Source organism: Chitinophaga parva, assembly GCF_003071345.1.
Classification (GTDB): Bacteria; Bacteroidota; Bacteroidia; order Chitinophagales; family Chitinophagaceae; genus Chitinophaga; species Chitinophaga parva.
This window is the reverse complement of the sequence record NZ_QCYK01000001.1, coordinates 1,875,870-1,887,978: the sequence shown is the minus strand read 5'-3', so window position 1 is coordinate 1,887,978 and position 12,109 is coordinate 1,875,870. Positions and strand designations below refer to the sequence as shown.

The following is a 12,109-nucleotide window of genomic DNA, read 5'->3' as shown; positions in this document are numbered from 1 at the left end:
ATTGATTGCGCCAAATTTGGTAAAGTTGTCTATTAGCTAAGCTAAGGAATAAATTGAAAGCAAATCACAACTCATTAACAACCAGTGCTACGTCAAACGATGTTGTCTATTAGCTAAGCTAAGGAATAAATTGAAAGCAAATCACAACAGTCAACAGGATGTGTATTGTTATCGAGGGGTTGTCTATTAGCTAAGCTAAGGAATAAATTGAAAGCAAATCACAACTTCCGGGTTTCTTCCGCCGGAAACTCCTAAAGTTGTCTATTAGCAATAAATTGAAAGCAAATCACAACGGTATTCACCCTGCCACTATACTGATCTCGGTTGTCTATTAGCTAAGCTAAGGAATAAATTGAAAGCAAATCACAACACCTGCGTGCGTGTGGGCTTTGTTGTTTGAGTTGTCTATTAGCTAAGCTAAGGAATAAATTGAAAGCAAATCACAACGAAAGAGCCGCGCATTCCTATGCATAAAAAGTTGTCTATTAGCTAAGCTAAGGAATAAATTGAAAGCAAATCACAACAAAATAAGGCAGTTAACAAAACTGCCGAATGTTGTCTATTAGCTAAGCTAAGGAATAAATTGAAAGCAAATCACAACTAGGTTGTGATACGTTGTTGCGCTTTGCGGTTGTCTATTAGCTAAGCTAAGGAATAAATTGAAAGCAAATCACAACCAGAAAGCATTTTCTTGCTTGGGCAAAGAAGTTGTCTATTAGCTAAGCTAAGGAATAAATTGAAAGCAAATCACAACCGAGAGGGAGCTGTTGAATGACGCAGCAACGTTGTCTATTAGCTAAGCTAAGGAATAAATTGAAAGCAAATCACAACACGTAGGCCATCACGAGATTGTAGCTACGGGTTGTCTATTAGCTAAGCTAAGGAATAAATTGAAAGCAAATCACAACCGGTTTGATGGCGTGGGGCCGGATTACATCGTTGTCTATTAGCTAAGCTAAGGAATAAATTGAAAGCAAATCACAACTAATCTACACAGATCCCTGGTACGGTTCGTGTTGTCTATTAGCTAAGCTAAGGAATAAATTGAAAGCAAATCACAACTAAGGATTCCAGTGAGCGCCTGGCAATCAAGTTGTCTATTAGCTAAGCTAAGGAATAAATTGAAAGCAAATCACAACCTATGGATTTGAGTTCACCCGTATCAACCTGTTGTCTATTAGCTAAGCTAAGGAATAAATTGAAAGCAAATCACAACAAGATTTTGAATGTGAATTCTCGGACTTTGGTTGTCTATTAGCTAAGCTAAGGAATAAATTGAAAGCAAATCACAACGCAGGTGTTCAACGAGCGCACGGACATGGTGTTGTCTATTAGCTAAGCTAAGGAATAAATTGAAAGCAAATCACAACCAAGCTGATGGTATAGTTGTGAGAAACTTTGTTGTCTATTAGCTAAGCTAAGGAATAAATTGAAAGCAAATCACAACTAATTGACGTTGTGTGACATGATTTGAAAAGTTGGCCATTAGCTAAGCTAAAGAATAAATTGAAAGCAAATCACAACCGCAGATGTAACGGCAATCATGTTAAGCATGCTGTCTATTAGCTAAGCTAAGGAATAAGCAAATCACAAACAAACCCAAATCACAAACAAACCCACTCCCCCACCACATTTTTTCTCCGTACCTTTCCCTCCTCATGCCGCCCATCCACCGCACCCGCCTGGCCCCCACGCCCAGCGGCTATCTCCATATCGGTAACGCGCTCTCCTTTGCGCTCACCGCCGCCCTTGCGCAGCAACACCGCGCACAAACCCTCCTGCGCATTGACGACATGGACCGCGATCGCATACAACCTGCCTACATCCAGGACATCTTCGACACGCTCTCCTTCCTAAACATCCCCTGGACAGAAGGCCCCAAAAACATCACCCAATACGAACAACAATACTCCCAGCACCATCGCTTATCCTTATACGAAAACGCGCTACAGCAACTGGCCCGTCAGGGCAAGGTTTACGCCTGCACCTGCTCCCGTGCACAGATCCTGCAGCACAACGCGGCTGGCATTTACCCCGGCACCTGCCGCCATAAACAATTGCCGCTGGATACCAAGGACGCCGCGTGGCGCATCATCACAGACGATACGCCCCTGCAGGTAAACACCCTGGCACAAGGCACCGTGCACGCACAACTACCTCCCGGCATGCAGGACTTCATCGTGCGCAAAAAAGATGGCTATCCCGCCTACCAACTCTCCTCTGTAGTAGATGACGTACACTTTGCCGTAGACCTCATCGTGCGGGGAAAGGACCTCTGGGACGCCACACTGGCACAGCATTTCCTGGCCATACAACTGCAATACGCCACCTTTACAAATGCTGTTTTTTATCACCACCCATTGCTGATGGAAACCACGGAACAAAAACTCTCCAAATCCGCCGGCGCTACATCCATTCACTACCTGCGCACGCACGGGCACAGTCCCGCCCAGGTATATGCAGACATTGCCGCCGCGCTGCCATTGGACGGGCATCCCTCTACCTGGCAGGAACTTGCAGCCCTGGTACTTCCCAACAATTTTTATCTTTAGGTCAAAAAAAATGCCCGCTACCAGCGAAGCTTTGTTCCAGCTCCTGCAAATGCTGACCGGCCTCTCGGAAGCCGATGCGGCCCCCTTTTCTGAAACCGCCAATACGCGCCTGCTCACCGCTGGTGAATTCTACATCCGGGAAGGTGATACCGCCCGCAAGGTGGCCTATGTGGAAAAAGGCCTGGTGCGCGGCTACCATACCCGCGAAAACGGGGAAGAAGCAACTCTCCTCCTCCGCTGGGAAGGCCAATTTGTGGCCGCCCTGGATACCATTGTCTACCATCGGCCCTCCCGCTTCCATTACCGCGCCCTGGAAGACACTACCCTGCTGGAAATTGATTACGACAAGCTGGGAGCCCTCCTGCGCCAGCACCAGCAGTTTGAGCCCATGCGTAATTTCTTTGTCATGAAAACGCTGGCAGATGCAATGGCGCGCGTGGAGTCTTTTGTGCTCCTTTCGCCGGAAGAACGGTACCTGGCCCTGGTGCGGGACAAGATCGATATTGTGAACCGGGTGCACGACAAACACCTCGCCTCTTTCCTGGGTATCACGCCGGTATCGCTAAGCCGCATCCGGCAGCGCATCCGCCAGCGCCGGTAATTATCCTTTGTTAATTTTCGCCCGCGGGCCCGGTTTTAATTTTGACGTGTAGTTAAAATACTCCTCCGTATGAAACAATTCACGGCCACCCTGGCTTACCTCTTCAGCATTACCACCTTGCGATACCTGGTGCTGGCCGGTATCCCCTTCCTGGCATTTTACATTTTCTTCCCGGGCAAGCTGGCCCACCTGAAAATCCAGGAACGGGCAGCCGCTAAAAAAGACTTTCTCCGCGAAATATGGCACTCCGTCCAAACCACGCTGGTATTTGCCATCATTGCCTCGCTTATTTTATATACCCCCTTCCGCCAGTACACCCAGGTCTATACTAACGTGAACGACTACCCGGTGTGGTACCTTTTTGTAAGCTTTGGCCTCAGCATGGTCATCCACGATACTTATTTCTACTGGATGCACCGCGGCCTGCATCATCCCAAACTGTTTAAGCTCACCCACCTGGTGCACCACCAGTCCGTAAATCCATCGCCCTGGGCTTCTTATTCTTTCCACATCCTGGAGGCCATTGCGGAAGCGGGCGTACTGCTCGTGATCGTCATGATAATGCCCATGCACGCGATCAGCATTGCCATGTTTACCGTGGGTGGATTTATTATTAATGTGTATGGGCACCTGGGGTATGAAATTGCGCCGCGCTGGCTGCGGAACACCTGGATCTTTGAAATCACCAATACCAGTGTGCATCACAACCTGCACCACCGTAAGTTCAGGGGCAATTATGGATTGTATTTCCGGGTATGGGACCGCGTATGTGGTACAGAGCACCCGGATTATGTTAAGGAATACGACCGGGTAATGGCGCAGCGCGACGCGGCTAACGCATTTCCCGCACGCCCTGCAAGGCGTGCAGCCAGGCAGCCTGTTAACAGTATTGAATAATGCACGCTACAGCCGGTCCCGGCGTATCTCGTCTTCTTGCCGCTTTATCTCCACGGCATCTTCCGTGGATTCGTCCGGTGGCATTACTTCCCTGCGGTCTTTCTTGTTGCGGAGGATGAGGAACACCAGCAACGCCAGCACCAGCACACCTACAATAATTACCGGGCCAAGGTTCATGGTTTGCATACTTTTGAGTTTGGATCCATCTTAATGCAGCAATTAGCATACCCGGAACTGTTTTCTCACATAATTTTTCTGTTAAGCTTGCCGGTGCCAGGAGCGCAGCATTAAGGCGCTGGTAACCAATCCGTAGGCCGCCGTGCCCCAGTGAATACAGAGGTGTTGCACGTCCTTAGGCCCGTTTGCCAGCCAGATCGTAAGTCCGTCTGTCATGGGAATGAGGCAGGCCAGGCTAAACACCACCAGCGTTACGCGCAGGTTGCGGGTCCATAGCAAATAAGTGAGCACCAGGCCACTGAACAGGTCGCGGATGCCTTTGATGAGGCCATACAGCAGCGGTGAGCCCGCGGGCAGGTCAATGCCGAAAGCGGGTGCGGCTACCTGTGGCATAAAAAGAAAACGGAGACCAATGAACGAAATGCCCAATGCGATGAGTGCGGCCATCCAGAATGAAGCGGAGCGTGGGCCCCAGGAATACGTGTGTTGCATGATCTTGTGTTTTTATACCACGAAGATCAGCCGGCGCGCAGGCAATTCCGTTCACCCAGGTTAATTACCGTTCTGCCATACGCTTGCGGATGCGCGACAGGGATTGCGGTTTCACCCCTACATAAGATGCGATATGGTATTGTGGCAGGCGCTGGGCCAGGTCTGGATAAGTGGAGAGAAAGCCCAGGTAACGTTGTTCCGGCGTATCCGTGTACATGGAGTTCATTTGTTCCATTACCCATACGAACACTCCTTCTATGGCCATGCGGCCAAAACGTTCTCCTTCTTTCAGGTCGCGGTAAAGCAGGTCCATGTTTTCCCGGCTGGCAGTGTACAGGATGGTGTCTTCCACGGCCTGGATGTTAGTACGGGCGGGCGTTTGCGGAAGATAGCTGGGGTAGCTGCAGGCAAAATCATTTTCCCTTCCGAAGTGCAACACCTGCTCCTCCCCGTTCGTGATCATATAATAACGCAGCAGGCCTTTTTCAATAAAGGCCACATCGCGGCACACATTGCCTTCCCGCAAAAAATAATCTCCTGCTTTCAACTGCCTTTGTACAAACAATTCCTGCACACGCAGCACCTCTTCCGGTGAGAGTTTTATAAAGTGGCGGATGGCCTGGATCAATGCTTCCATGCTTCTAAAATAATCATTTCCTTACAATGAGAAAAGGGCGTCTCAGAAGTTCTGAGACGCCCTTTACATGTACAAAGCACTATATATCTTTAATAATACTTCGCCATGCTGGCCGCTTCAAACGGCTTCATCTCATCATATTTTCCATCCCTGAATTTCTGTACCCAGTGCGGATCCTGGAGGATGGAGCGGCCTACGGCCACCAGGTCAAAGTCTCCCCGGGCAAAGCGGCGCTCCAGCTCGTGGAAGTCGGTGGAAGTGTCCGCTGTTTCCCCGCCAAAGCTTTTCATCACGTCATTGGCCAGGCCAATGGAACCCACGGTGATGGTAGGATGACCACTCACTTTCTTCACCCATCCGGCAAAGTTGAGATCAGACCCTTCAAACTCGGGCTCCCAAAAGCGGCGTTGTGATGCATGGAAAATATCCACGCCGGCATCTGCCAGCGGCAGGATCCATTCTTCCATTTCCGCCGGTGTCTTGGCAATCTTCGCGTTGTAGTCGGCAGACTTCCATTGCGAGATGCGGAGGATCAAGGTAAAGTCTTCCCCGACTTCAGCTCTTACGGCTTTGATCACGTCCACTGCAAAACGATTGCGTTCGCGGATGGTTTTACCACCGTATGCATCCGTGCGGGGATTGCTTTGGTCCCACATAAATGCATCGATAAGATAACCGTGTGCACCATGCAACTCGGCGGCATCAAAACCCAGTTCCTTAGCGGATTTTGCTGCTTTTGCAAAAGCGGCAATGGTAGCTTCAATGTCTGCCACTGACATGTTGCCGGGATGTTCCCTGGGCGCGGGCGGCGTCCAGCCAGTCATACCAGCGGCATCCCCCGTGTGCCAGATCTGCGGTGCAATGCTGCCTTTGTTGGCATGCACCTGTTCTACCACATTTTTCCAGCCGGCCAGTGCCGCATCACCATAAAAGTTGGGAATATCTTTTTCATTCTTGGATGCGGGCCGGTCTATCACGGTGCCTTCCGTTATGATCAGTCCTACATCTGCGGCCGCACGTCTTCCGTAATAATCAGCCACCTGCTGACCAGGCACACCATCCGGTGAAGACAATCTCGTCATCGGCGCCATTACAAACCTGTTCCTCAGGTGCAGGCGCTTGTGTTGAAACGGTTCAAAAAATGCTGTGTGATTCATTTGATAATTTTATTACACAAAGCAACAACCAATCCTTTAAATTTACATAGCATTAGCACGAAACCAGTAACCATAAGGTAACTACAAAATGAAACGAACGATACCCTTCAAGTATAGCGACTGCGGTGTAAGGCACGCCACCACCATAGCAGGCTCGCGCTGGAAACTCATCATTGTATACGCCCTGCGGGAGCGCACGATGCGCTTTGGGCAGCTGCATGCCATCGTGGGAAATATTTCCTCCAAAGTGCTCACCAACTGCCTGCGGGAGCTGGAAGCAGATGAAGTATTGGTGCGCAATGCAGTGTCACCTTCCCGTGTAGAGTACTCACTCACAGAAGTGGGCCGGGCGCTGGTCCCCATCCTGGTAGAACTGGTAAAGTGGGATAAAAAATTCTTCCCGCAGGCCGTGGAGCAGGTGGCATAGAACATAGCTGGTATCCTAAAGGAAAGGGGCTGCATCAAACATGATGCGGCCCCTTACTTTTCAGCTGAATCTTTTCTTAGATAATCTTCTATTCCGATTTAAGGCTTTTTACCGGGTTTACCAATGCAGCTTTGATAGACTGGTAACTGACGGTACCAATGGCAATCCCAATAGCAGCAGCACCAGCCGTCAGGAACACCGTCCACCGGATAGGAACGCTGTAGGCAAAACTGTTGAGCCATTGCTGCATGGCATACCATGACAACGGGATGGCGATCACCAACGCAATAAGCACCAGGCGTACAAACTGGCCAGCCAGCAGCGTTATAATGCCACCCACACTGGCGCCTAATACCTTCCGTACGCCTATCTCCTGGCGGCGCACCTGCGCGGTATAAGCGGTAAGCCCCAGCAGGCCAAGACAGGAAATGAAAATAGCAATGCCTGCAAACGTACTGAATAAGTTGCCCGTGCGCGATTCTTCGCGGTACAGGTTTTCAAAAGCCGCATCGAGGAAGGTATAGCTGAACGGGATGCCGGCGCTGTATTGTTTCCAGATCTTCTGTGCAGCAGCAATTGCTTTGGGTGCATCACGGGCGGTGGTGCGCACATAGATGTAGTTATTCAACACCGGTTTGGAGTATAGTACTGCCGGTTCTATTTTTTGTCTCAGGGTGGTAAGGTGAAAGTCCTTAACTACGCCAATGATGACACCTTCCTTGTCACGCAGTTGGAAACGCTTACCCACCGGGTCTTTGATGCCGGTGAGCTTCACCGCGGTTTCATTCAGGATGTAATAAGCAGAATCTGCCGGGGTGCCGAAAAAGTTATGCCCTTGCAACAAGTCCATTTTAAAGAAGGGCACAAAATCATGGTCAATGCTGATGGGGCGAACCATCAGTGATTGGTGGGGATCTTTTCCATCCCAGTCATTGTTACCGGAAAACTGGCCCACATTCACCAGGTTTTCGCCAGCCCTTGTTACCCCGGTCACACCCGGCGTATTGGCCAGTTGATTGCGGATGGAGGCGTAATGCGCTTCATTATTGCGCAGCGTAAAGGCAAACACGAAACTCCTGTCATAGCCCAGGTTCTTGGTATGAATGTAACGCAACTGTTGCGAAATGATGATGGTGCCGGTGATCAATACAATAGATACTACAAACTGGGTCACCACCAGTACCTTGCGGAACATCGCATTGTTCATCCCCGCTCCCAGCTTTCCTTTCAGCGCCTTCACAGGCTCAAAGGACGACAGCAGCAAGGCAGGATAGATACTGGCCACCAGCAGCGTGCCAATAGCCACTGCACCCGTCACCAGCCAGATGTGATGGTCCGAAAAGTCGATATGCAGCGTCTTGTCGGAAAGCTGGTTGAACAGCGGCAGGCAGAGGTGAATAGCTACCGCACTGATAGCCATGGCCACAGCAAAAAGGATGGCCGTTTCCATCACAAACTGCATGAACAGCTGAACGCGCAGGGCGCCCAGCACCTTGCGCATGCTTACTTCCCGCACGCGCAGCATGGAACGCGCGGTGGAAAGATTTACATAATTAATGCAGGCAATGGCAAGGATGAGCAAGGCAATGAGCGTGAAGATACGCACCGCGCCAATACCGTTATCGCTGCCATCCGCCTTGAACAAATGCAGCTTTGACAAAGCCAGGAGCAGGTATTCAATATCCGTATCATCCGCCTTGTGCGAAAGATGCACCTGGCGCAGTTTCACTGCCAGTGCTTTTACATCCACACCGGGACGCAACAAAAGATAGGTAGCAAAATTATATTCATGATAGTCATTGTTCATAGACTGGCCGGAATGCCTGCGTGCAAAATCCTGCTGGAAAGCCGTCATTGGAAAAAACATATCACCGGTCAGGCTACTGTTGTGTGGCAGGTCGCGGATAATACCGGTTACCGTGAAGCTGGCATGGTGGTCGCCCATGATCACCTTTCCAATAGGCTCCTGGTTGCCAAAATAGCGCCTGGCGGTGCTTTCCGTGAGCACCACGGATGCCGCATTGGGAAAGGGGCTCCGGGGATCACCCTTGATCAGCGGGAAGTCAAAAATGGTAAAAAGGCCAGGGTCTGTGAACATTGGATTGTCTTCCACAAACACCTTATCGCCATAGGAGTAATTGGTAAAGAAATAATTGAAGGTAATACGGGCCATGGCCATGATTTCTGGCAACTGCTCCATGGCGTTAGGGCCAATGCCGGCATTGGTCACCGTCCAGATCTGCTGGCTGCTGCCGGTGCCAGCCTGGTTTTCCAGGCGGTAGATCTGCTTTGCGTTTTTATGAAAACCATCATACCCGAGTTCATCCTGCACCCAGAGCAGGATGATGGTACCTACGGTAAGCCCTGCGGCCAGCCCTGCTATGTTGAGCAGCGAATAGAACTTGTTTTTGAGCAGGCTTCTCCAGGCGGTCTTGAAATAATTTTTGAACATAAGCAGGAATACGTTTATCGATGAAAGATGCTCCTGGCGGAAGGAGGGTAACATGCGTTGCCAAAAAAAGCGCCAGCAAGATAAAGATTTGATTTGCAAGCGTATGGAGGCGGAAGACTTTTATAAATGTCCAAAACCGGACGATCCCAGTGCCGAAAATGGACAGATGTGCGGGAATACTACCATTACTGCTTTGAAAATCATACCGCTGCGTACCTGGCACCTTCTTGGCGCAGGGTTGTGGACTCATTTAATGTTTATGCTCAGAAGCTTCTTCAAGATTGCATCCCGGAACCTGCTCCGTAACAAGGGTTTTTCACTGATCAACATTACCGGCCTGGCCATCGGCATGGCTGCCACGATACTGATCCTGCTCTGGATACAAAGTGAGATCAGCTACGACCAGTTCCATGCAAACAAGAACAGGATCTACGAAGTCTGGAACCGTGTGCCGTTCAATGGTAAACTCACCGCCTGGAACGCGGCATCCGCACCACTGGGCCCCGTGCTGGAAAAAGACCTGCCCGAGGTAGACCGCGTGGTAAGAGTGATGTATGACAATAGTCTTCAGCTAAGCGTTGGCGATAAAAAACTAATAAAGACCGGGAATGTGGTGGACACGGGTTTCCTGCAAATGTTCACCTTTCCCATGCTGGAAGGCAATCCTGCTACGGCCCTGAACGACGTGCATGCCATTGTGCTCACGCAATCCACCGCCAGGGCATTGTTTGGGGATACAGATGCGATGGGCAAAATGGTGTGGGTGGATAATAAGCACAGCATGACGGTGACCGGCATCCTCAAGGGCCCACCGGCCAACTCAAGATTCAACTTTGAATACCTGCTGCCCCGTTCCTCTTTTAAATATCGCGAGGGGGCAGACCTTGGCTGGAATGATAACAGCACCCCTACTTACGTGATGCTGAAGCCCAATGCCAGCTTTGACGCCGCGACGCGCAAAATAAGAACATTAAAGCAGCGCTACAGTGACGAAGCAAGGACACTGAACTGGGAACTTTTCCTTTACCCGCTGGAGCGCTGGCGGTTATACTCCACTTTCACAAACGGCGTGGAAGACAACAGCGGCCGTATCACGTTTGTAAAATTATTTGGCATCATCGCCGGGTTAATATTGCTCGTTGCCTGCATCAACTTCATGAACCTAAGCACTGCAAGGAGTGAAAAGCGGGCCAAAGAAGTAGGCATTCGCAAAGTGGTAGGCGCGCATAAAAATTCACTGGTCGGCCAGTTTATCGGCGAGTCCATCCTGCTGGCCTTCCTGGCGGGCATCCTGGCCATTATCATTGTACAGGTAAGCCTGCCGGCGTATAATCAACTTACATTTAAGCACCTCTTCCTCGATTTTACAGATGGCTATGCGCTGCTTGCCTTTGTGGGTTTCATCCTGTTCACCGGCCTGCTGGCAGGCAGCTACCCCGCCTTCTATCTCTCTTCGTTCCAGCCGGTAAAAGTGTTAAAGGGCACGTTCTACAAGGCAAACGCACTGCTGGCACCCAGGAAGGCATTGGTGGTGCTGCAATTCACCTTTGCCATCATCCTGATCATCTGTACGATTGTGGTAAAGCAGCAGATAGATTATGCCATCAGCCGTAACACCGGGTACAACAAAGACCGCCTTATTTACCAGGCCATGACGGGTGATATTCCCCGGAACTACGCGCTGATAAAGCAGGAATTGCTGTCGTCCGGTATCGCCGTTTCCGTTACCAGGACCAACGCTCCCCTCACGGAGCGGCGCAGCGATGGATGGGGACAAAACTGGGAAGGCAAAGACCCTAACGACAAAACTTCGTTCGACCGTTACATGGCAGACGAAGGGCTGGGCGCCACGGCTGGCCTGCATTTTATCCAGGGCCGCGATCTTGACCTGCAACACTATCCCACAGATTCCACGGGCCTTATCATCAATGAATCATCGCTCAAGGTGATGAAGTTCAAAGATCCCATTGGTAAAACCGTGGAAGACCTTGGCACTAGATGGCACATTGTAGGGGTGATCAAAGACTTTATCCTCACTAACCCTTACGAGCCTACGAGGCCGATCCTGATCTGCGGTGCCAAAAGCAGTTTTATGGCCTTTAACGTGATCCATATAAAGCTAAATGGCAATCACGGCACCATGGAAAACCTGGGCAGGATGGCGGCCATTTTCAACAAATACAATCCTGGCTATACGTTTGATCCTAAATTTGTGGACGCCGAATATGCAAAGAAGTTTGATGATGAAAAAACCCAGGGTAAGCTGGCGGCCCTGTTTGCCGGGCTTACCATTTTTATTTCCTGTCTGGGCTTATTTGGGCTGGCCACTTACATGGCAGAAAACAGGATCAAGGAAATTGGTGTGCGGAAGGTGCTGGGTGCATCTGTAGCCAATATTGCAACGCTGTTATCCAAAGATTTTGTAAAGCTGGTGCTTATTTCGCTGCTGCTGGCAGCGCCGGTGGCCTGGTGGGGTATGCATAAGTGGCTGGAGGGCTATACCTACCGGGTGGGCATTGCCTGGTGGGTATTTGCGCTGGCGGGGCTCTTGTCAGTAACTATTGCGCTGCTCACGGTGAGTTACCAGGCTATCAAAGCCGCAGTAGCAGACCCGGTGAAAAGCCTCCGGAATGAATGAATGAATGAATATTGAATATTGATAATACTGCCCTGGCATGTGCCTTTCAGGCGCCTTTATCTGACGCTTACGGACACAG

Annotated in this window: 10 protein-coding genes and 1 CRISPR repeat array (1 of these 11 running past the window's edge); of the genes, 5 read left to right on the top strand and 5 right to left on the bottom strand. The window is 50.3% G+C overall.

Annotated features, from left to right (window positions below):
- Positions 1 to 1,524: direct repeats of the CRISPR family, unit length 47 nt; unit sequence GTTGTCTATTAGCTAAGCTAAGGAATAAATTGAAAGCAAATCACAAC; it reaches 2,438 nt to the left of the window's first position.
- Between the two features lie 134 nt (positions 1,525 to 1,658).
- From DCC81_RS07950 to DCC81_RS07940, 3 genes are all read left to right on the top strand, one after another.
- On the top strand, positions 1,659 to 2,552 hold the full coding sequence (locus tag DCC81_RS07950) for a glutamate--tRNA ligase family protein (RefSeq protein WP_108686013.1): 894 nt from the start codon (positions 1,659 to 1,661) through the stop codon (positions 2,550 to 2,552).
- A 10-nt stretch (positions 2,553 to 2,562) separates the two neighbouring features.
- Positions 2,563 to 3,153 carry a Crp/Fnr family transcriptional regulator gene (locus DCC81_RS07945; protein WP_165806481.1) on the top strand — a complete coding sequence of 197 codons (591 nt, stop codon included), beginning with the start codon at positions 2,563 to 2,565 and terminating at the stop codon, positions 3,151 to 3,153.
- A gap of 69 nt (positions 3,154 to 3,222) precedes the next feature.
- Positions 3,223 to 4,050, top strand: coding sequence for a sterol desaturase family protein (locus DCC81_RS07940; protein WP_108686011.1), 828 nt, complete (start codon positions 3,223 to 3,225; stop codon positions 4,048 to 4,050).
- Positions 4,051 to 4,056: 6 nt separating this feature from the next.
- On the opposite strand, the gene DCC81_RS07935 is transcribed toward DCC81_RS07940, so the two are convergent.
- From DCC81_RS07935 to DCC81_RS07920, 4 genes are all read right to left on the bottom strand, one after another.
- Complete coding sequence (locus DCC81_RS07935; protein WP_108686010.1) at positions 4,057 to 4,236, bottom strand: hypothetical protein; 180 nt, start codon at positions 4,234 to 4,236, stop codon at positions 4,057 to 4,059.
- Between the two features lie 72 nt (positions 4,237 to 4,308).
- A complete protein-coding gene (locus tag DCC81_RS07930) occupies positions 4,309 to 4,719 on the bottom strand; it encodes a DUF4267 domain-containing protein (protein WP_108686009.1) in 411 nt (136 codons plus the stop codon).
- Between the two features lie 64 nt (positions 4,720 to 4,783).
- Entirely contained in the window at positions 4,784 to 5,356 is a 573-nt protein-coding gene (locus DCC81_RS07925) for a Crp/Fnr family transcriptional regulator (protein ID WP_108686008.1), read from the bottom strand.
- 89 nt (positions 5,357 to 5,445) lie between these two features.
- Positions 5,446 to 6,513, bottom strand: coding sequence for an oxidoreductase (locus DCC81_RS07920; protein ID WP_108686007.1), 1,068 nt, complete (start codon positions 6,511 to 6,513; stop codon positions 5,446 to 5,448).
- 88 nt (positions 6,514 to 6,601) lie between these two features.
- Here DCC81_RS07920 and DCC81_RS07915 point away from each other — a divergent pair, with 88 nt between their 5' ends.
- Positions 6,602 to 6,940, top strand: a complete 339-nt coding sequence (locus tag DCC81_RS07915; RefSeq protein WP_108686006.1) for a winged helix-turn-helix transcriptional regulator — start codon at positions 6,602 to 6,604, stop codon at positions 6,938 to 6,940.
- Positions 6,941 to 7,028: 88 nt separating this feature from the next.
- Here the strand turns inward: DCC81_RS07915 and DCC81_RS07910 are convergent, their stop codons facing one another.
- The gene (locus tag DCC81_RS07910) at positions 7,029 to 9,392 is read right to left on the bottom strand and encodes an ABC transporter permease (RefSeq protein WP_108686515.1); all 2,364 of its coding nucleotides are present in this window, start codon (positions 9,390 to 9,392) and stop codon (positions 7,029 to 7,031) included.
- A 259-nt stretch (positions 9,393 to 9,651) separates the two neighbouring features.
- Here DCC81_RS07910 and DCC81_RS07905 point away from each other — a divergent pair, with 259 nt between their 5' ends.
- Positions 9,652 to 12,030 (top strand): ABC transporter permease, encoded by a 2,379-nt coding sequence (locus tag DCC81_RS07905; protein WP_108686514.1) that lies wholly within the window; start codon positions 9,652 to 9,654, stop codon positions 12,028 to 12,030.
- Positions 12,031 to 12,109: the final 79 nt, after the last annotated feature.